This window comes from [Ruminococcus] torques ATCC 27756 (assembly GCF_000153925.1).
In the GTDB taxonomy this organism is placed as follows: domain Bacteria; phylum Bacillota; class Clostridia; order Lachnospirales; family Lachnospiraceae; genus Mediterraneibacter; species Mediterraneibacter torques.
In genome coordinates, this window is the sequence record NZ_DS264345.1 from 469,638 (window position 1) to 490,824 (window position 21,187).

Annotated in this window: 21 protein-coding genes; 14 read left to right on the forward strand and 7 right to left on the reverse strand. The window is 42.3% G+C overall.

Annotated features, from left to right (window positions below; all coding sequences use genetic code 11):
* Positions 1-39 precede the first annotated feature (39 nt).
* The 9 genes from ppk1 to RUMTOR_RS03515 all read left to right on the forward strand — a co-directional run bounded on the left by ppk1 (position 40) and on the right by RUMTOR_RS03515 (position 11,649).
* Positions 40-2,178, forward strand: a complete 2,139-nt coding sequence (ppk1, locus tag RUMTOR_RS03475) for a polyphosphate kinase 1 (RefSeq protein WP_009242249.1) — start codon at positions 40-42, stop codon at positions 2,176-2,178.
* A gap of 50 nt (positions 2,179-2,228) precedes the next feature.
* Positions 2,229-4,271: a DNA topoisomerase gene (locus RUMTOR_RS03480; protein ID WP_004845710.1), complete on the forward strand. Its 2,043-nt coding sequence runs from the start codon at positions 2,229-2,231 to the stop codon at positions 4,269-4,271.
* Between the two features lie 23 nt (positions 4,272-4,294).
* A complete protein-coding gene (locus tag RUMTOR_RS03485; RefSeq protein ID WP_004845711.1) occupies positions 4,295-4,960 on the forward strand; it encodes an LbetaH domain-containing protein in 666 nt (221 codons plus the stop codon).
* Between the two features lie 84 nt (positions 4,961-5,044).
* On the forward strand, positions 5,045-5,905 hold the full coding sequence (locus RUMTOR_RS03490; RefSeq protein ID WP_004845712.1) for an NAD(P)-dependent oxidoreductase: 861 nt from the start codon (positions 5,045-5,047) through the stop codon (positions 5,903-5,905).
* Positions 5,906-5,948: 43 nt separating this feature from the next.
* Entirely contained in the window at positions 5,949-6,647 is a 699-nt protein-coding gene (locus RUMTOR_RS03495; protein WP_004845713.1) for an ABC transporter ATP-binding protein, read from the forward strand.
* Complete coding sequence (locus RUMTOR_RS03500; RefSeq protein WP_004845714.1) at positions 6,644-8,221, forward strand: putative ABC exporter domain-containing protein; 1,578 nt, start codon at positions 6,644-6,646, stop codon at positions 8,219-8,221. The genes RUMTOR_RS03495 and RUMTOR_RS03500 overlap by 4 nt, the downstream gene beginning before the upstream one ends.
* A 60-nt stretch (positions 8,222-8,281) precedes the next feature.
* Entirely contained in the window at positions 8,282-8,758 is a 477-nt protein-coding gene (locus RUMTOR_RS03505) for a methylglyoxal synthase (protein ID WP_004845715.1), read from the forward strand.
* Between the two features lie 172 nt (positions 8,759-8,930).
* The gene (locus tag RUMTOR_RS03510; RefSeq protein WP_004845716.1) at positions 8,931-10,460 is read left to right on the forward strand and encodes a sodium:solute symporter family protein; all 1,530 of its coding nucleotides are present in this window, start codon (positions 8,931-8,933) and stop codon (positions 10,458-10,460) included.
* A 238-nt stretch (positions 10,461-10,698) separates the two neighbouring features.
* Positions 10,699-11,649 (forward strand): L-lactate dehydrogenase, encoded by a 951-nt coding sequence (locus RUMTOR_RS03515; RefSeq protein ID WP_004845717.1) that lies wholly within the window; start codon positions 10,699-10,701, stop codon positions 11,647-11,649.
* Positions 11,650-11,678: 29 nt separating this feature from the next.
* Here the strand turns inward: RUMTOR_RS03515 and RUMTOR_RS03520 are convergent, their stop codons facing one another.
* Positions 11,679-12,041 (reverse strand): metal-dependent transcriptional regulator, encoded by a 363-nt coding sequence (locus RUMTOR_RS03520; protein ID WP_004845718.1) that lies wholly within the window; start codon positions 12,039-12,041, stop codon positions 11,679-11,681.
* Between the two features lie 261 nt (positions 12,042-12,302).
* On the opposite strand from RUMTOR_RS03520, the gene RUMTOR_RS03525 reads away from it, so the two are divergent.
* The 5 genes from RUMTOR_RS03525 (at position 12,303) to RUMTOR_RS03545 (ending at position 16,696) form a co-directional block, all read left to right on the forward strand.
* Positions 12,303-12,512 carry a FeoA family protein gene (locus tag RUMTOR_RS03525; RefSeq protein WP_004845719.1) on the forward strand — a complete coding sequence of 70 codons (210 nt, stop codon included), beginning with the start codon at positions 12,303-12,305 and terminating at the stop codon, positions 12,510-12,512.
* A gap of 53 nt (positions 12,513-12,565) precedes the next feature.
* Positions 12,566-12,796, forward strand: coding sequence for a FeoA family protein (locus RUMTOR_RS03530; RefSeq protein ID WP_004845720.1), 231 nt, complete (start codon positions 12,566-12,568; stop codon positions 12,794-12,796).
* Between the two features lie 16 nt (positions 12,797-12,812).
* On the forward strand, positions 12,813-14,996 hold the full coding sequence (gene feoB, locus RUMTOR_RS03535) for a ferrous iron transport protein B (protein ID WP_004845721.1): 2,184 nt from the start codon (positions 12,813-12,815) through the stop codon (positions 14,994-14,996).
* Positions 14,997-15,025: 29 nt separating this feature from the next.
* Complete coding sequence (locus tag RUMTOR_RS03540; RefSeq protein ID WP_004845722.1) at positions 15,026-15,205, forward strand: FeoB-associated Cys-rich membrane protein; 180 nt, start codon at positions 15,026-15,028, stop codon at positions 15,203-15,205.
* A gap of 180 nt (positions 15,206-15,385) precedes the next feature.
* Complete coding sequence (locus RUMTOR_RS03545) at positions 15,386-16,696, forward strand: L-cysteine desulfidase family protein (protein ID WP_004845723.1); 1,311 nt, start codon at positions 15,386-15,388, stop codon at positions 16,694-16,696.
* A 24-nt stretch (positions 16,697-16,720) separates the two neighbouring features.
* Here RUMTOR_RS03545 and RUMTOR_RS03550 read toward each other — a convergent pair whose 3' ends face one another.
* From RUMTOR_RS03550 to RUMTOR_RS03575, 6 genes are all read right to left on the reverse strand, one after another.
* The gene (locus RUMTOR_RS03550) at positions 16,721-17,386 is read right to left on the reverse strand and encodes an ABC-2 transporter permease (protein WP_004845724.1); all 666 of its coding nucleotides are present in this window, start codon (positions 17,384-17,386) and stop codon (positions 16,721-16,723) included.
* Entirely contained in the window at positions 17,383-18,246 is an 864-nt protein-coding gene (locus RUMTOR_RS03555; RefSeq protein WP_004845725.1) for an ABC transporter ATP-binding protein, read from the reverse strand. The genes RUMTOR_RS03550 and RUMTOR_RS03555 overlap by 4 nt, the downstream gene beginning before the upstream one ends.
* Positions 18,247-18,251: 5 nt before the next feature.
* Positions 18,252-18,626 (reverse strand): GntR family transcriptional regulator, encoded by a 375-nt coding sequence (locus RUMTOR_RS03560; protein WP_004845726.1) that lies wholly within the window; start codon positions 18,624-18,626, stop codon positions 18,252-18,254.
* An 86-nt stretch (positions 18,627-18,712) separates the two neighbouring features.
* Positions 18,713-19,447: an ABC transporter permease gene (locus RUMTOR_RS03565; RefSeq protein ID WP_004845727.1), complete on the reverse strand. Its 735-nt coding sequence runs from the start codon at positions 19,445-19,447 to the stop codon at positions 18,713-18,715.
* Positions 19,444-20,295, reverse strand: coding sequence for an ABC transporter ATP-binding protein (locus tag RUMTOR_RS03570; RefSeq protein ID WP_009242243.1), 852 nt, complete (start codon positions 20,293-20,295; stop codon positions 19,444-19,446). Before RUMTOR_RS03570 ends, RUMTOR_RS03565 begins: the two co-directional genes overlap by 4 nt.
* Positions 20,296-20,546: 251 nt before the next feature.
* A complete protein-coding gene (locus tag RUMTOR_RS03575; RefSeq protein WP_004845729.1) occupies positions 20,547-21,074 on the reverse strand; it encodes a DUF4854 domain-containing protein in 528 nt (175 codons plus the stop codon).
* Between the last annotated feature and the right edge of the window lie 113 nt (positions 21,075-21,187).

Here is a 21,187-nt window from a genome sequence, read left to right on the forward strand (position 1 = left end):
AGATGAGAAATGTCGGAAAATCAAAAAGGAGAGGGTATGATGGGAAAAACAGAGACTTTAGAGTATACGCAAAATCGAGAATTATCATGGCTTCGTTTTAATCAGCGTGTGTTGGAAGAGGCGCAGGACGAAAGTGTTCCTCTTATGGAGAGGATGAAGTTTGTCGCAATTTTTACAAGTAATCTTGATGAATTCTTTATGATTCGTGTCGGCAGCCTTTACGATATGGCAGTAGCTGACAGTAAAAAACAGGATATCCGTTCGGGAATGACTCCGAAGCAGCAGTTGGAGGAGATTTATAAAGCGGTAGCTCCTCTTTATAAGGAGAGAGATAAGACATATGCGGAAATAAAAAAGCAGCTTCAGCCGTATGGCGTATGTGGGTTAGATTTTAAAGAATTGGAGCAGCAGGAAAAGAAGTATGTGAAAAAATATTTCAAAGAACAGGTGCTTCCGGTTTTATCGCCTCAGATCGTAGATGCGAACCATCCGTTCCCTCATCTGCTTAATAAAGATATTTACGTCGTGGCGACGCTGAAAATGGAAAATAATGTCATGCTCGGCATTGTGCCTGTGCCACAGTACATTTCGGACGTTCTCTATCTTCCGGGGCATGATGTGCGCTACATCCGAATGGAAAAAGTGATCATGGAATATCTGGAACTTGTTTTTGAACAGTATCAGGTATCTGACAAAAACTATATTTGCGTAACGCGGAATGCGGATATCGCACCGGATGATGAAGCGTTGGCAGATAATGAAGATTTCCGTTATATTATGAAAGAAACACTTCATAAAAGACGTAAAATGGCAGTTGTAAGACTTGAGACAGCCGCTCCGCTCGGAAAAGAGATGGAAAAATATTTCTGCGACCGGTTTAAGATTACGCCGGAATGTATTTTCAGGACGAAAATGCCGATGAAGCTTGGGTTTATTTTCGCAATCGCAGATAAGATTCCCGAATCTATGAGAAAAGCGCTGATCGACGAGCCGTTTACACCTCAGCCTGCCGCTGCGCTTGCCGAAGGGATCAGCGTGATGGAGCAGGTGAAACGCAAAGATGTTTTGTTGTCTTATCCATATGAGAGTATGGATCCGTTTTTGCAGCTTATTAAAGAAGCTGCGTTTCATCCCGATGTTATGACGATCAAGATCACGATCTACCGTCTGGCGAAAAAGGCCCGCCTTGTAGAATACCTTTGTGCGGCAGCCGAGAACGGAAAAGAAGTAACTGTATTGATCGAACTTAGGGCGCGTTTTGACGAGCAGAACAATATTGACTGGTCAGAGCGTCTGGAGGAAGCGGGATGTCGTGTGCTGTATGGATTCGACGGTTACAAGGTTCATTCAAAACTGTGTCTTATCACATACAGGAATCGAAATGAGATCCGTTATATTACCCAGGTAGGAACGGGAAACTATAATGAAAAGACGGCAAAAATGTATACAGATTATTCGCTTATGACATCACATCAGGGAATCGGCGAGGATGCGGCCGTATTCTTTAAAAATATGTCAATCGGCAATCTGGACGGAGAGTATCATCATCTGATCGTTTCACCGTTTAGTCTGAAACGGAAAGTTTTAAGACATATGGATGAGGAAATTCAAAAAGGCGCGGATGGACGTATTATTATGAAAATGAATTCTGTAACGGATATGGATTTTATCCGAAAAGTACAGGAAGCGTCTGCAGCAGGGGTAAAAGTGGATCTGATCGTACGCGGAATCTGCTGTATATTGCCGGGAGTGAAAGAAAATACGGAAAATCTGCGGGTTACGAGCATTGTAGGAAGGTATCTGGAACATCCGAGAGTGTTTGTGTTCGGAACAGGAGAAACGGCGAAAGTTTATATCGGATCGGCAGATATGATGACGAGAAATACAGAGAAACGTGTGGAGGTTGCATGTCCGATTTATGACGATGCAATTAAGAGACGCCTGATCCATGATCTGAAAGTGATGCTTGCAGACAATGTAAAAGCGCGTATTATGACAAGTGACGGTACATATAAGAAAAAAGAAAGAAAAGGAGAAGCGGTCAACGCGCAGGCTGCATTTATGAAGGCTGCGTTGAATGCACGCCCTCCGAAGACGCTTCCGAAAGCAAAAAAGGAAAAAAAATCAATCTTTCAGAAAGTATTCAGCGCATTTGGAAAAAGGAATAGATCGTGTTGAAAAAAGGTGAGAAATACTTTCGGAGCAGGAAAGGAAACTAAATACATTATATGAAAAAACAACTCTATATCGCCGAGAAACCCAGCGTAGCGCAGGAGTTCGCAAAGGCATTAAAATTAAAGACAAGAAGAGCGGACGGATATTTAGAATCCGACGAAGCAGTGATCACATGGTGCGTCGGACATCTGGTTACGATGAGCTATCCGGAAGAGTATGACCCGGCATTGAAAAAATGGAGTCTTCAGACACTTCCGTTTATTCCTTCGGAGTTTAAATATGAAGTGATCCCGTCAGTGGCGAAGCAGTTTCAGATTGTCAGTTCTCTTTTAAACAGAGAAGACGTTGACACAATTTATGTGTGCACCGACTCCGGACGGGAGGGAGAGTACATTTACCGGCTTGTAGAACAAAAGGCGCAGGTGTCGGGGAAAAAAAGACTTCGCGTGTGGATCGACTCACAGACAGAAGAGGAAATCTTAAGAGGCATACGGGAAGCAAAAGATCTGTCAGAGTATGACAATCTAAGCGCTTCCGCCTATCTTCGCGCGAAAGAAGACTATCTGATGGGAATCAACTTTTCACGTTTGCTTACGCTGAAATACGGAAACAGTATTTCTAATTATCTGAATACGAAATACTCGGTGATTTCGGTAGGACGTGTAATGACATGCGTTCTCGGAATGGTTGTCAGGCGTGAAAGGGAGATACGGGAGTTTGTAAAAACTCCTTTTTACCGTGTGATCAGCACGATCGATGCGTCAGGTCACAGTTTTGAAGGAGAATGGCGGGCAGTGAAAGGCTCGCGGTATTTTGAATCGTTTGATCTGTATAAAGAAAATGGATTTAAGACAGAAGAAAAAGCAAAAGAGCTGATCGCCTATTTGTCGGAAGAAAAGCCGATACAGTGTATCGTTGAGTCTGTGGAGAAGAAAAAGGAGAAGAAAAATCCTCCCCTTCTTTATAATCTGGCCGAACTTCAAAACGACTGTTCGAAGCGGTTTAAGATCAGTCCGGATGAAGCGCTTCGGGTCGTGCAGGAATTATATGAAAAAAAACTTGTTACATACCCGAGGACAGACGCCAGGGTTTTGTCGACGGCAGTTGCAAAAGAGATCAGCAGAAACTTGAACGGGCTGTCAAAATATCCTCCGGCACAGCCGTATTTGCAGGATATCCTTTCTTTTGGAAGTCATAAAAATCTGGCGAAGACAAGATATGTAAACGATAAGCAGATTACAGATCATTACGCTATCATTCCGACAGGACAAGGTTTAGGAGCGCTGAATTCGCTTTCGGCAACGTCTCATAAAGTATATGATCTGATTGTGAGAAGGTTTTTAAGTATTTTTTATCCGCCGGCAGTGTATCAAAAAGTGGCGATCATATCGAAGATAAAGGAAGAGAGTTTCTTTTCCAATTTTAAAGTGCTAGCTGAGGAAGGATATTTGAAAGTGGCAGGCGTTCCGCAGGGAAAACGAAGTGTAAACAAAGGCAAAAGCAGAACCGATGCAAATGAAAAAGAGGAAGATGCAGAACAGACGGCAGATCAGGACCTTGATACGGCGCTGTTTGAAGTGATTAAAACGCTGAAAAAAGGAAGCGTTCTTCCGGTTGGAGCATTAGATATAAAAGAAGGGGAGACGTCGCCTCCGAAACGGTATAATTCAGGATCGATCATCCTTGCTATGGAAAATGCGGGGCAGTTGATCGAGGATGAAGATCTTCGCGCTCAGATAAAAGGAAGCGGTATCGGAACGAGCGCGACCAGGGCGGAAATATTAAAGAAACTGATTCATATTAAATACCTTGCCCTGAATAAAAAAACACAGATCATAACACCGACTTTGCAAGGAGAGATGGTATTTGACGTAGTGGATCATTCGATCAAATCACTTTTAAATCCGGAACTTACGGCAAGCTGGGAAAAAGGTCTTACGTATGTGGCGGAGGGAAGCATTACTCCCGATGAATATATGATGAAGCTGGATCGTTTTATAACGAACAGGACGGTGGGAGTAAAAGGACTCAATAATCAGTATCAGTTAAGAGCCTGTTATGATAAAGCGGCAGGTTATTATAAAAAGAGCCGGTAAACGGCGGAAAAGGAGATAAATATATGAATGCATTGACAGTAAAGGAACTTTATACATTAGAGGAGACAATCGCAAAAGATCTTTTTGACAAAGTGACATATCCGTGGGAAGTCCTTCCGAATATCGGTTCATTTATCAAAGAACTCGGGAATACGTTAAGCAGTGATGAATATGAAAAAAGAGGAGAAGATGTCTGGATCGCAAAGTCAGCTAAAGTTGCGCCTACCGCATGTATTAATGGTCCGGCGATCATCGGGAAAGAAGCGGAAGTGCGTCATTGTGCGTTTATAAGAGGAAACGCGATCGTGGGAGAAGGAGCAGTCGTAGGAAATTCGACAGAGCTTAAAAATGTCGTGCTTTTCAATAAAGTACAGGTACCGCATTATAATTATGTCGGCGATTCTGTTCTCGGATATAAATCTCATATGGGAGCAGGTTCTATCACATCGAATGTGAAGTCGGATAAAAAGCTTGTTGTTGTAAAAACATCGGAAGGAAATATAGAAACCGGCATGAAGAAGTTCGGAGCAATGCTCGGAGATGAAGTAGAAGTAGGATGCGGAAGCGTCCTGAACCCCGGAACGGTTGTAGGAAGTCACAGCAATATTTACCCACTGTCTTCTGTAAGAGGATTTGTTCCGGCAAACAGTATTTATAAAAACAAAAGCGAAGTCGTAGAAAAATATTAATACAGGCAAGACAGACAAACCGATGTGGATAAAAACAGAAGTGTCGTAAAAATAGCGGCATATAAGGGGGAAAGGAAAAAAGAGATGAAGAAGATCGGATTTATCGGTGTGGGGATCATGGGAAAATCCATGGTGCGTAATCTTATGAAAGCAGGGTATGAACTTCATATTTATGCCCGGACAAAAGCAAAAGTCGAGGACGTGATCGGGGAAGGAGCGATCTTTCATGAAACGATTTCCGAGTGCGTAAAAGACTGCGAGGCAGTGATTACGATCGTAGGATTTCCGCAGGATGTAGAAGAAGTATATTTCGACAGCGGAAATATTTTGGACAGTGCGAAAAAAGGTGCATATTTGATCGATATGACGACCACGAGTCCGCAGATTGCCGAAAAGCTGTATGAAGAAGGAACAAAACGGGGATTTCATGTGCTTGATGCGCCGGTCACAGGCGGAGATACGGGGGCAAGAGAAGGAACTCTTTCTATTCTTGTCGGAGGCGATAAGAGCGATTATACGAACTGTCATGAACTGTTTGAAGCAATGGGAACGAATATTAATTACGAAGGTTCGGCAGGATGCGGACAGCATTGCAAACTTGCAAACCAGATCATGATCGCGGGAGCTCTTTCCGGTGTATGCGAAGCGCTGACATATGCAAAAGAAAAGGGACTTGACCTGAATGTGTTCTCGAAATCCGTAGCGACAGGGGCAGCCGGAAGCAGACAGTTTGATCTGTTCGGACCAAAGATCATAGAAAAAGATTATGCGCCGGGATTTTTTATGAAGCATTTTATTAAAGATATGAAGCTGGCGCTCATCGAAGCAAACAGAAGCGGTTTAAATCTCGAAGTTTTAAGCCAGGTTCTTGCCATTTATGAAGAGCTTGAAGCAGACGGCAACGGAGATCTCGGAACACAGGCACTTATCAAGTATTACGAGTAAAAGCAAACTATACAGGACGCGGACAGAAAGGGTAGAGAGGACTATGCTGGAGATCAAAGAATTGACAAAATATTATGGAAAGAATCTGGCGGTAGATCAAGTGACGTTTACCGTCCCTAACGGTCAGGTAGGGGTTCTTTTAGGGCCGAACGGATCGGGAAAATCAACGATCATCAAAAGCATTGCCGGTTTATTGCGGTATCAGGGTGAAATTCGTATTAAAGGGATTCCTGCCCGGCAGATTCCTGCGAAAAGGAAGTTTGCTTATGTTCCGGAGATTCCGAATATGTTCGATGCGCTGACGGTAAGGGAGCATATCGAATATGTGAGAATGGCATATGACAGTGAAATTACAGACGAGGAGATCGAAAAGATACTTAAAGCGTTTGAGATGGATGACAAGCAGGATAAGCTTGGCAATGAATTATCAAAAGGAATGATGCAGAAAGTGAGCATATGCTGTGCCCTTGCGGTAAAGCCGGAAGTCATCCTTCTTGACGAACCGATGGTCGGACTTGATCCGGCGGCGATCAAGATGCTGAAAGATGTCGTGTTAAAACTGCGTGATAACGGAGCGACAGTTCTTATCAGTACGCATATGCTTGAGATGGTAGAGAACTTGTGGGATGTGATGATCGTCATGGAACAAGGGCATATTGCCGGTTCTTACACAAAAGCAGACGCGCAGGGAAAAGAGCTGGATGAACTGTTCTTTGAGATGACAGGCGGTGAGAAAGCATGAAAGCGTTAATATATTTGATAAAGAGAACAGCGGCAAATAACCTGAAAAAGGCAGTCAGAAAACCGACGACGCTTCTTGCGTTGATCTTTGGGGCCGCCTATGGAATCTTTCTTATCGTGATGCTTGGAACACTTGCGGTTACAGTTCGGATCGATTCTGTTCAAGGACTTGTCATTCTTGTGACGGTGTGGACGATCTACATTACAGTAGGAAACTTTATGTCCTATGCTTCTCGAAAAGGAATCTTGTTTCGGCCGGCTCATTCTCAGTTCGTATTTCCCGCTCCGATCAGCCCCAAACTTGTTTTGATACAGGGAGCGTGGATGAATTATCTGATGTCATTTTTCATATGGATCGTGTTGGCGATCGGAGGCTTGACGGTTTTTCATGTGGAATGGTGGAAGATGCTTTTCTTCTTTCTGATAGGATGCGGCGTAGAGTGTGCGGTAGAACAATCTGTTATGATCATTTTATATACGAATGATAAGCTTCCGCAAAAATTGATAAAAGGGATCTGCTTCGGAATGAAAGTGTTTTTGATTGCATTTACGTTGATGATCGTACTTTATTTTAAAGAAAAAGGTCTGTCAGTAGAAAGCGCTCTTTCGTTTATCAACTGGCCGGTCCTTCAGATGATTCCGGTAGTCGGATGGCAGATTGCGGTATACAGGTTGGTTTTACTCGGTCCGACAACTCTGAATGTAATTTGTACTGTGATCTATTCGGTGTTTACGGTGTTCATTGTTGCGGCGGCGTTCAGAATGAAATGTGACGGCGGATATTATGAAGAGGCGGCGAAATTCGCAGACGATTATGCAGAACTGAAAAAGAGGCAGAAAAGCGGAGAATTTGTGACAAATACCGGGACGAAAAAGCGAAGGTTTCGCCGTGTAGAGAGTAAGATTACAGCAAAAGGAGCAAGAGCGATTTTTTACAGGCAATTTCTGGAATATAAGAAAGAAAAATATTTTATTTTCACGAAAATGACAGTTCTTTCGGCAGTCGTTGCGTTTATTTTCGCGTATTCTCTCCAAAAATCGGTGTCAGACAGCAGTATGGCGGGCTTTATTTTGTTGGGAGTTGTCGCGTATGTGGCGCTTATTATGAGCGGTTACACAGGAAAATGGGAAAGCGAGTTGAAAAATCCGTATATTTTTCTTATTCCTGACAGTCCGCTGAAAAAAATGTGGTATGCGACTCTTATGGAACATGTAAAGGCATTTGCGGACGGATGTATCATCTGCATTCCTATTGGGATTTTTTGGCATGTTCCGGTAATAGAGATCATTTACTGTATTTTGATCTACACCGTTTTGCAGGCAGACCGCCTGTATACAATGGTGATCGTTCAGAGCCTTCTCGGGGAAGTATTCGGAAAAACAGGGCAAAGTCTGCTTAGAATGTTTATCCAGATGGCGCTTTTAGGAGTCGGAGCCGGTGTCGGAGTGTTGGCGGCAGTGTTGATCAGTCAAACGTTGATCTTTCCGATCGTATTGATCTATGGATTGATGATCACGGTTGCGATGGGCGCGATCGCATTACTTAGATTTGATACGATGGAACAGTTTGTATAAAAACAGACGGTAAGAAAAATTTTATGAAAAACTATTTTTAAGATAAAAGGAGGAGATCGGATGTTAGATGATAAATATGTAACGATGGAAATTGAAAAAGTAAAACATATCGCCCTTGTGGCGCATGACGGTAAGAAAAGAGAACTTGTAGACTGGTGTGAAAAAAACAAAGAGATACTGAAAGGGCATTTTTTATGCGGAACAGGAACAACGGCGCGTCTTATCGCTGAGCGAACAGGGCTTCCGGTAAAAGGATACTGTAGCGGTCCGCTTGGCGGAGATCAGCAGATTGGAGCGAAGATCGTAGAAGGGCAGATTGATTTTATGATCTTTTTGTGGGATCCATTGGAAGCACAACCCCACGATCCGGATGTAAAAGCGCTGCTGCGTATTGCTGTCGTATACGATATTCCGATTGCAAATAATCTTGCGACTGCGGACTTTATGCTTCATTCAAAATATATGAACGAGTCATACAGCAGACAAATAGAAAACTTTGATAAGAAGGTGCAAAACCGGGTCGAGGAGATGAAGTGACAGGAGATGTACTGACAAGATAAAACGGGAAGATAAACGGGCATAATAGAAAAAAGTAACAGTTGACACGGGTCTTAGACCCGTGTTATTCTATAAAAAGATACTTTAATGCTTTAAAGTGTTACGCTTTAAAGTGGTCTAAAGGATAAAACGGCAGAGAGAGGGAAAAAAGATGGGAATTAAAATTATACTGCTTATTATTTTTTTCGCAGTGATGGCGGCAGTGGGAATTTATTCGAGAAGACATGTTACAAGTGTAGACGGTTTTGTTCTGGGAGGAAGATCGGTAGGACCGTGGCTGACGGCATTTGCATATGGAACATCGTATTTTTCGGCAGTTGTATTTGTCGGATATGCCGGACAGTTTGGATGGAAATACGGAATTGCCAGTACATGGATCGGCATCGGAAATGCATTAATCGGAAGCCTTCTGGCATGGGTAGTTCTCGGAAGGCGTACAAAAGTGATGACACAGCATCTTGGATCAAGGACGATGCCGGATTTTTTCGGAGAACGGTACAAGAGCAAATCACTTAAGATTACGGCATCTGTGATCGTGTTCGTTTTTCTGATCCCGTACACGGCTTCGGTGTATAACGGTTTGTCACGTTTGTTTGCGATGGCTTTTAATATTCCGTATACGTGGTGTGTCGTGACAATGGCAGCGTTTACGGCGCTCTATGTTATCCTGGGCGGATATATGGCTACGGCAATCAATGATTTCATACAAGGAATCATTATGCTGATCGGAATTGTGGCTGTGATCGCGGCGGTTCTGAATGGACAGGGCGGATTCATGAATGCAATAGCAGAAATGGCGAAGATACCAAGTGATGTTCCCCTGACACAAGGACAGCCGGGAGCGTTTACATCTTTTTTTGGTCCGGATCCTGTCAATCTTCTGGGCGTTGTTCTTCTTACTTCGCTTGGAACATGGGGACTTCCGCAGATGATCGGGAAATTTTATGCGATCAAAGATGAAAAATCGATCAGTACGGGAACTATTATTTCAACTATATTTGCAATTATTATCTCAGGTGGATGTTATTTTCTCGGAGGATTCGGAAGACTGTTCGACAGTCCCGAGATTTACGATAAAGCGGGCGGAGCGGTCGTTTATGACAGTATTATACCGCATATGCTTTCCATGCTTCCGGATCTGCTTATAGGGGTTGTTGTTGTGCTTGTGCTTTCTGCGTCAATGTCAACTCTTTCCTCCCTTGTGCTGACATCCAGTTCTACACTGACGCTCGATCTTTTGAAAGATAATATTATGAAAAAAATGAGCGAGAAAAAGCAGATTGTGACAATGCAGGTTTTAATCGTGTTTTTTATTGTTGTCTCAGTTGTGATCGCGCTTGATCCGCCGACCTTTATCGCACAGCTTATGGGCATTTCATGGGGCGCGTTAGCCGGGGCGTTTTTAGCTCCGTTTTTGTATGGTTTGTATTGGAAAGGCGTTACCCGTGCGGGTGTATGGGCAGGGTTTATAACAGGAGTCGGACTGACTGTTGCGAATATGTTTTTTGGATTTATAAAATCTCCGATCAATGCAGGCGCAATGGCAATGATCGCAGGACTTTTGATTGTGCCTTTTATCAGTTTGATCACACCGAAGCTGAAAAAAAGCGAGATAGAAGACGTTTTTATCTGTTATGATGAAAAAGTAACGATTACAAAAAAGCATTCTTTAGAAGACTGATAAAAAAGAATTACTGAAAAATATTTGATTGTATGGAAAAAAATACCTGATAAGGGATTGATTTTTCAGGGAACTACTATATAATGAAGATAAAGTTAAACCCCACTAAAATACTAGGAATTAAAAAAGGATGAAATATGATCAAGTAATATTAGAAAAAACGCTTATTATGAGATCCTGAATATAAAGTGGCGGTATGAGTTCATTAAAGTTCATGGAAAACAGGAGGTATTGAGATATGGTAAATATACAAAAAGCAGCAGTAATCGGATGTGGGTTTGTCGGCTCTACGATTGCCTATACATTGATGCAGAAAGGATTATTTTCGGAAATGGTACTCCTTGATGCAAACAAGGCGAAGGCAGAAGGAGAGGCGATGGATATCAGCCACGGACTGCCGTTTACACATGCAATGGATATTTATGCGGGTGAATATGAGGATATTGCAGATGCGTCGGTCGTTATTATTACGGCAGGGGCAAACCAGAAACCGGGAGAGACGAGACTGGATCTTGTGCAGAAAAATGCAGCAATTATGCGGTCAATCATAAAAGAGATCAAACGCGTAAACTGTGAAGGAATTTTGCTCATCGTGTCGAATCCGGTAGATATCTTAACGGAAGTAGCGCTTAGAGAATCCGGTTTTCCAAAGGAAAGAGTGATCGGTTCCGGTACAGTGCTTGATACGGCAAGATTGAAATATATAATCAGTGAAAAGTTGGATGTAGATAGCAGAAATGTACATGCGTTTATCGTAGGTGAACACGGTGACAGCGAACTGGCAGCATGGAGCTGTGCAAATATTTACGGAATTAAATTACAGGATTTTGCAAAGATGCGGGGATATGAACACTTCGCACAGGATATGGAAGAGGTTTACAAAGGAGTCCGTGACAGCGCCTATGAGATTATCGAGCGAAAGGGAGCGACTTATTACGGAATCGGAATGGCAGCGGAAAAAATCGTAGAAGCAATCGTAAGAAACAGTCATACGGTCGCTCCGATTTCGGTATCGCTTGATGGAAAATACGGATTAGAAGGACTGTGCTTAAGCATTCCGACGATTGTCGGAAGAGGCGGGGCGGAACAGGTGCTGGAGATTGATTTCAGCGAGGAAGAAATGAAAAAACTGCGTAAATCCGCAGAGGAATTAGGCGCAGTTCTTGATCAGGTCAATATTGAGAAATAAAAGTATATTACCGAAATTAAAAATAAAAGCTATCGCTTAATATGTTTTTTTATTGCGTCAAAGCTTTCCGCGCTGATGACATGTTCAATACGGCAGGCGTCATCAGCGGCGGTTTTTGAATCGACGCCGAGATATTCCAGCCAGGAAGTAAGGAGGGTATGTCGTTCGTATATACGCTCCGCTATTTCTTTTCCCGAGGGGGTGAGTGTAATATAGCCTTCCGGTGAAACTGTAATATGTCCGCTTTCACGCAGCTTCTTCATTGCGACGCTGACACTTGGCTTTTTAAAGTCAAGTTCTGCGGCAATGTCTACAGAACGGACAACAGGAAGTTGTCCGCTTAATACAAGAATTGTTTCTAAATAGTTCTCAGCAGATTCATTTATAATCATAATGTTACCTCAAATAAATTTTATTTATGAATGAAAGATCAATATTCATTAAAATTAAGTATAACATATGTGTGCGAAAGCTCGCAAGAGAAAGAATATCCGCTATAGAAAAGGCACAGAGCGTCACTGTAGAAAAAACGCTTTGTGCTTTATTTTGTGAAAATACTTGACAATTTACAAAGGTTAGGTTAAACTAACTAAAGATAAATGAAAAAGATTATCAATTTCAAAAAAGTTTTAAAATAGAAGGAAGGTGTTTTTATGCCGCTTACGATGGCTGAAATAGGCAAGGTAAGTGTGATAAACCGCGTAAATGGAAACGAGGAGACAAGGCGTTTTCTCGGAAATCTTGGTTTTGTGGCAGGAACGGAAGTTACTGTATTATCCGAGATGGGCGGAAACGTGATCGTGAGTATTAAAAATTCCAGGATCGCGGTAAATGCCGAAATGGCGAGGCATATTATGATCTAGAGCTGAAAAGGCTATAAAAATTTTGAGTGAAATAGGAAGCGGAGGAGAATGGCATGGAGAGGACATTAGGCAGCGCAAAAGTGGGAAGTACAGTAACTGTGATTAAAATTGAAGGGGACGGGGCTTATAAGCGTCGGATCATGGACATGGGAATCACGAAGGGAAGCAGGATTTATATAAGGAAGGTTGCGCCGCTTGGCGATCCTGTAGAAGTTACGGTTCGAGGATATGAGTTGTCAGTAAGAAAAGAGGATGCAAAATGTGTCCTTGTAGAAACTGTATAGTAGGAGGTAGAACAAAATGGAGATCAGGGCTGCACTTGCCGGAAATCCGAACTGTGGAAAGACGACAATGTTTAATGCGCTTACGGGAGCAAATCAATATGTCGGAAACTGGCCGGGAGTTACGGTAGAGAAAAAAGAAGGGAAAGTAAGAACAAAAGAATCAAAAGAGGAGAAGATCAAAGTGACGGATCTTCCGGGAGTCTATTCTCTTTCCCCGTATACGCTTGAAGAAGTTGTGAGCAGGGATTATATTTTGAACGAGGATCCGGACGTGATCATCAATCTTGTAGACGCGACCAATATTGAGCGAAATCTGTATTTGACGACCCAGTTGACCGAGACGGGAGTTCCGGTTGTGATTGCGCTAAATATGGCTGATTTGATCCGGAAGCGAGGAATGAAAATCGACAAGAAGCGATTGTCTGAACTTCTCAACTGTCCGGTGATCGAAACGTCGGCTTTGAAAAAGACAGGACTAAAAGAATTGATCGAAGAAACGGTCTGCACTGTCAAAAGCGGAGAAAAAAGCATACCGAAAGCGATATTCTCAAAAGAGTTAGAAGCGGCGATACGAGCGGTAGAAGAGCTGCTTCCAACATGGATTGACGAGCGTAAGAAGCGTTGGTATGCAGTAAAACTTCTTGAAAATGACAGGAAAGTATTAGAAAATTTAAAAATGTCAGGCGAGTCTTTGAAAGCGATCAAGAAGATGCGTAAAGCGATGGAAGAAAAGCATGATGACGATATGGAAAGTATTGTTACAGACGAGAGGTATCAGTACATACAAAAAGTTGTTTCCGATACCGTTCAAAAAGGGAGAGAAAAACTGACTGTCTCAGATAAGATAGACCGTATCGTAACAAATCGTTTTTTAGGCCTTCCGATTTTTGTTTTCGTTATGTGGGTTGTGTATTATGTGTCCGTCACAACGGTCGGAACAGGGATGACAGACTGGACAAACGATGTGTTTGTAGTCAGTATACAGGATGCAGTCAGCGGTTTCTTGGGAAATATAGGGGCAGGCAGTCTTATCACAGGGCTTGTAGTTGACGGAATCATAGGCGGATTGGGAGCTGTGCTTGGCTTTGTTCCACAGATGGCGGTATTGTTTCTCCTTTTATCATTCCTTGAAGACTGCGGATATATGGTTCGCATCGCCTTTGTAATGGACCGCGTGTTCCGACATTTCGGATTGTCGGGGAAAAGCTTCATCCCTCTTCTTATTTCCTCAGGGTGTGGAATTCCGGGGATTATGGCTTCAAGGACGATCGAGCAGGATAATGACAGAAGGCTTACGATCATGACAGCTACGTTTATTCCATGTGGGGCAAAGCTTCCGGTTATCGCGCTTATGGGCGGAGTGATCGCAGGAGAGGCGGCAGGATATGCAGAAAGTTCCTTCATCGCACCGCTTATGTATTTTATAGGGATTGCGGCAGTGCTTATTTCTGCTATAATATTGAAAAAGACGAAGATGTTTTCAGGAAAACCGGCTCCGTTTGTAATGGAACTTCCGCAGTATCATATGCCGCAGGCAAAGACAGTTCTTCTTCATGTATGGGAGAGACTGAAAGGATTCATGATCAAGGCGGGAACGATTTTGTTCCTTGCATGTATTGTTATGTGGTTCCTTGGAGGATTTGGATTTTCAGACGGAAAATTCGGGATTGTTCAAGACAGTGCCAATAGTTTGTTGGCGATGATCGGCGGAGCGCTTGCAGTGCTGTTTAAACCGCTCGGTTTCGGAGAATGGCAGCCTGTTGCGGCAGCGCTTTCGGGATTTACGGCAAAAGAAGCCATTGTAACTACAATGGGAGTTCTTGCAAATGTGTCGGGAGATGTAGAAGATACCGTAAATGTAGCGGGCAAAGTAGCAGCGTGGTTTCCGTCGGCTATGGCAGCATTTTCGTTTTTGCTGTTTAATCTTTTGGACTCCCCGTGTCTGGCGGCAATCGCAACAATGGCGCAGCAGATGCAGTCCAGAAAGTGGTTTTGGTTTGCGGTTGTGTTCCAGAATGTATTTGCGTATGTCGTATCTTTGAGCGTATATCAGATCGGTACGTTTGTGCTTGGAGGAGCGTTCACCGTAGGAACGGCTGTAGGTATAGCGATTGCGGTGATCCTGTTGATCTTACTGTTTAGGCCGGATCCGTATAAAAATAAAAAAATATATTCCAAACGGTCGGTACAGGCGGCGTAGAGAAAATTAGTTTAGAAAGAAGGCGTGTTATGGCAGCAGATATTTTGATCATATCATTGATCGCGAGTTATTGTATTTTTCTTATTTATAAAGCAAGAAAAAACGCAAAAGAGGGAAAAGCGCCCGGGTGTGCCGGATGCGGCGGAAACTGTGGTTCGTGTTCAGGCTGCGCGACGAGTGCGGGAAAGACAGAAAATAAAAAGATGTAGGACGGAATAAACGGTGTACATCCGTGCCGGAAAGACACGTAAAAGAAAGAGATTGATATAAAAACCTCCTGATAGTATAATCGATAAAGATGGTGTAAAGCTGTAAAGAAAGCGGCAGGATCAGACAGACTGCTGTTATAAGATACATCAGAAAATCGAGAAATCAGGAGGTTTTTTGCAATGAACCGTAAAATATATAATGAATATGTAACAATTTTGGAAAGCGAACTTGTTCCGGCGCTTGGATGCACAGAACCGATCGCGCTTGCTTATGCTGCGGCAAAAGCAAAAGAAGTATTAGGAAAGATGCCGGATCATATTACGATGCGGTGCAGCGGTAATATTATCAAAAATGTAAAAGGAGTAAAAGTACCGAATTCCGGAGGAATGAAAGGCGTAGAAGCAGCGGCGGTACTCGGAATTACAGGCGGAGATCCTTCACAGGCGCTTGAAGTGCTGGAGCATGTTACAGATCGGGAAATCGACGAGGCGGAGAAACTTTTAAAGGCAGGATTTTGTGATTGTGTTTTAAAAGACGATGTAGCTAATTTATATATTGAAGCATATGCAGTATGCAAAAAGACAGAGAAGAGTGAAGCTCTTGTTGTGATAGAAGACGAGCATACGAATATCACCCATATTGAAAAAGACGGACAGGTGCTTTTTCACAAAGAGAAAAAAGAATATTGTCAGGAGAGAGAAAAAACACCGGATAAGAGTCTTTTGAATTTGGAAGATATTATTACATTTGCAAATGAGGTACAGATTACTGATGTGGAAAAAGTTCTTGGACGTCAGATAAAATACAATACGAGAATCGCAGAAGAAGGTTTGAGAAATCCTTGGGGAGCACAGGTCGGACGAGTTGTGCTAGAAGAGTTCGGAGAAGATGTAAAGTGGCGCGCTGTGGCGAAAGCATCTGCCGGTTCGGATGCAAGAATGAGCGGCTGTGCCCTTCCGGTGATCATTAATTCCGGTTCGGGGAATCAGGGTATGACTTGTTCTCTTCCTGTGATCGAGTTCGGAAAAGAACTAAAGAAAAGCAAAGAAGAGATTTACAGGGCGTTATGCGTATCTAACCTTGTGGCTCTGAATCAGAAAAAATATATCGGTTCTCTCTCAGCGTACTGCGGAGCAGTATGTGCTGCGGCAGGAGCAGGGGCAGGGATTACATATTTATGCGGCGGAACATTGGAACAGATTGAAAACACAGTTGTCAATACGATAGCGGATGCGGGAGGTATTGTCTGTGATGGTGCAAAACCAAGCTGTGCGGCAAAAATATCCACGGCGCTTCAGGCCGCGATACTAAGTCATAAGATGGCGATGCGGGGACTTACGTTTGCAAGAGGAGAAGGTCTTGTAATGGACTGCCCTGAAGATACAATCAAGGCAGTCGGATATGTAGGCCGCGCAGGTATGAAACAGACCGATGTGGAGATTTTAAATCTCATGATCGGAAAGACAAAACTGGAAGATATTGACAAGTGACGTATGCCGGGAAAGAAGCCTCCTTTATGAATAACGTTTTTTATAACATGCAAGCGACAGGAAGAAGCTGATTACAACGAATAAAATCCCAATCGGAATACCGATTATAAAGATCATCGTTTTGTCACCTGCCATAAGAAATTCCATTCCCTTTAAAGAGGAAACGGCTCCGTATATTCCTCCGAAAAGCATGGCGATAAAGATATAAACGATAAGACCAAGTTTCCTTCCGAGCAGAAAGAATGCAAAATTAACGACTGCAAAAAAGACAAGGGAGAAAAGAACTCCGAACCCCCATGCAGACAGCCCTTCCTGCAAAGTGATTTTGTTGTGGCTGCTGGTGAACGAGAAAACAAAAATCAGGGAGAATACGTTGCATATTGTAAGAAAGCAGATTCCAAGTATATATTTTGACAGTACGATCTCCGTTTTTGTAATGGGGAACGTAAGCTGGATTTTGTCAAAATTCACTTTTTCATCTTGCTCAAGAGAGGATTCAATAGAGGAGCAGCCTAAAAGCGGAAACACAAAAGCAGTAATCAGCATAAAGAAATATTTTAAGGAAAATAAGTCTCCCGTTTGCATAGCCTCGATAAGCAGGAAGAGGAAAAGAACTGCTGCGAGGTAAGAAACCCCGTTTTTAAAAATGCGGAAATTTTCATAAAGATCTTTTAATATAATTCCTTTCATATGATTTTTTCTCCTTTGCTGTAAAATAACATCATATCTTCAATGGAAGCATTCTCGATAGAAATGTCGCAGAATGCTTTTCGCAGCGACTGTCTGTTTTTTATGAATACACAATAACTGTAAGGCTCTTCTCTGTATGCGATAATGTCCTCCGGAGAAAGGGCGTCGAAAAACTCTCGTCCGCAGCGGATGATTCCACAGTCATTATTCAGTTCGTCAATAGATTTAAGGAAGAGCAGTCTTCCTTCATGTATGTATGCGATATAGTCGGCAATTTTATCCAGATCGCTTGTGATATGGGAAGAAATAAGGACGGAATGGTCTTCCTGCTCTGTAAATTCTCGTAATATTTCGAGGATTTCCTCCCTGAAAACCGGATCGAGTCCGTTTGTAGCTTCATCAAGGATCAAAAGTTTCGGGTTATGGCTCAACGCCGCGGCAAATTCCAGTTTCACTTTCATCCCCGTGGAAAATGTTTTCAACCGCTTCTTTTCAGGAAGATGAAATTGTTTCAGGTAATCGGTAAATTTTTTCTGATCCCAGTCAGTATAGATGCCGGAAAGCATTTTTCCTATAAAAAGAGGAGTTAAATTCTCACCGTAATGAGAGTCGTTAAAGATGACGGCAATCTCTTTTTTGATTTCTTTCTCCTGTGATTTTAAATCCTGACCGAGAATATGGACCTCGTCATAGTCAGCTTTTACAATGTTTAGGATAGAATTGATCAAAGTTGATTTCCCGGATCCGTTTTCTCCGATCAATCCGAGTATCATACCGTAAGGAAGATCAAGAGAAATATGATCTAAAGTGAAATCTTTATATTTTTTTGTGAGATTTTTTATGTGTAATGCCTGTTTCATGCTTGCTATACCTCCGTATAAACGATTTCTAAAGTTTGTTTTATTTCGTTTATTGAAAGCCCGTTTTCTTTTGCAAGAAAAGCTGCGTCAGTCAGTAATTGTTCAATACGCCTTAGGTTTTCCTCTCTGATAAAATCCTGATTCTCAGTTGAAACAAAAGTTCCTTTTGCAGGAACAGTAACGATAAATCCTTCTTTTTGCAGATCGTCATATGCACGCTGCGTTGTGATAACGCTGACATGCAGATCTTTTGCAAGTTTCCGCATAGAAGGAAGAGCCTGCCCGGGGGCAAGATCCCCTTTCATGATCATTTCTTTGATCTGCAGCGTAATCTGCTCGTAGATAGGACGTCCGCTTGTGCTGCTTAAAATAATTTCCATATCTGTTGATCTCCCTGTCGTATTCGGCTTTTTTGCTGTTTTAATTTTGGTTTTGCACTTGAATTTCTATGCTCTGTATTTTGCATCTACTTTTCAAATCCGTTTTTTCGATATAAGATCAGAAAAAGCGCTGCTGACAAAAAGGCTTCGACAGACAGGACGATGATGCCGGACAAATGGATCGGAGCTTTCCCGGCGCTGATTGCAGATATAGCATTAAGGGCAATTCCGGTGAAGAGAAGATTTGAGATCTTTTCTAAAATGCTGCTGAATCCGGACAACATCGGAACCATCATAAATATAATGAGCGCAGGCGTAGTGATCGTACTTGCGGATACTTGGGTTTTGGCATAAATACCGAAGATCATGCCGACGACAGATGCAATGAAAGTGCAGACTGTCGTAATGATAAGATATGCGCCCCATTGGGATCCGGAAAGTGTAAGCTGTACGATGAAAACACATAAAACATTTACGGCTGTGGATAAAATTATAACCGGTATAATGCTTCCGAGAAAAAATTCAAGTCCGTTTACTGAAGAAGTCATCAGTGTCCGAAGCGTATTTTTTTCTTTTTCTTCCGCAAGAGCGGCTGCAGTACAGTATACGCTCATGGAAATATTCATCAGAACGCCGAGCGAAAGCGCGTAGCCGTCCATGTTGATCTTTCCGTCAGCGATGGATCGGTACAGTATTTTCATAAGAAAAGTAAATCCGAGGGAAAAGATCGGCATGATGATAAAGTTTTTGCTCATGAGAGTTCTCATTTTCATTTCTGTGACGGCAGATAGTTTTCTGAAATGGATTGCTGTTATTTTCATTGAAGATTCCTCCCTGTTGTGTCTAAAAATACAGTTTCAAGAGTAGGTTCACATGAATGGATCGTTTCAAGCTGTCCGCTGTTCATCCATTGTGCGATTTGCCCGGTTGTTTTCTCGTTTTGTAAGAGAAGGTGAGTTGTGCCGTCAGTAAGGCGGACGCGGTATTTTTTGATCTGATTATGTTTTAAGCAGATTGCCTGCGGTGAGCCATATTCGACAATAACGCCGTCATTTAAAAGAGCAACATTGTCACAAAGTTTCGCCGCTTCTTCCATATTGTGGGTTGTGAGAAAAATAGCCATTCCCTCATTTTTTAATTCCATCAGAAGTTTATGTATTTCATTAGAGGCAGATGGATCAAGTCCGTTTGTAGGTTCATCCAGAAAGAGTACTTTCGGACGGTGAAGGATCGCTCTTGCCAAAATGAGACGCTGTCTTTGTCCTTTGGAAAGTTTTCCCGCCATTTTTTTTCGGTGTTCGTACAATCCGATCCGTTTTAATAAGAGATCGATATTTTCGGAAGGAACATTTAAAATTCGTGCAAAATATTTTAGATTGTCATAAAGGTTCATTCGCTCGTAAACGCCGCTGGAATCGGTGACAATACCAATCTGCTCATAAATCCGTTCGTTGATTTTATCGCATTCAATGCCGAGGATCTCTGCGTTTCCGGATGTAGGTTTAAGCTGTCCGGTGAGGATTTTGATCGTTGTTGTCTTTCCGGCGCCGCTAGGTCCGAGAAAACCGAGGATTTCGTTGCTGTTTAAAACAGCGTTTATGTCTTTTAAGACGAAGTCTTTATTGAATTTTTTTGAAAGATGTCGGATCGAGATATATTGTTGTTTCAATTAATTCACTCCTTTGCATATACTGTACTTATCTGACAGGTACAGTATACATATAAATGTGCTTTCTGTCAATATCTGATATATACAGATTTTTAAAATAGCGTTTTAGACAAAAGAATTGTTTTCAGAGCGGAACATGCCGGCACGAAAAAAGAACCTTTGAAAAATGATGTTTCAAAGGTTCTTTATCAGGCTGTCGTTCTGCAGCTTTTGTATTTAATTAGTATATAATGTTGGTTTTTGGTTAAAGATTAACCGGCAAATTCCTGAGCTACGATCTCAGCTCCCGTATTGTCAAGGTAACGAACAACAACAACCGGATTTTCTACTTCTACTGCGGCTTTCAGAGAAGAAGCAACTGATTCAAATGTAGAAGCCTGAGATTGAAGAGAGGACTCCAAAGTGGACGGATCCGCTGCGAGAGCCGCTGAAAGATCAGCGTCTTCAATCGTGAAGTTGTAGATCAGTTTGTTATCTTCTGCTGTAAGGTTAAGTGCGATTCCGCTTCCTTCAAGAGATGCAAGCTGTGTTTCGAGCTGCTGCTGCATAATGTCGGAATTTACGAAATCTTCCAGTGTTTTAAACTTTCCTGTAACAGCAGCATCGTCATTATCTTCTGCATCGTCTTTTGCGTCGTCTTTTGCATCATCTTTTGCTGTGTCCTCAGTTTTCGGCTCATTCTTTTTTGAATCATTGTCAGATTTGCCACATGCACTTACTGCAAATGTGAGCATGATCACGCACATAATAAGCGAGATCTTACGGATTAAATTTTTCATAGTTTTTCCCTCCTAAGGTGTATTCGGTAAAATTACCATGAGCGTATTATATCATATGGAGACATAAGAAGATATCCGGCATATGTACCAATTTTTAAGATGTATTTTGTACA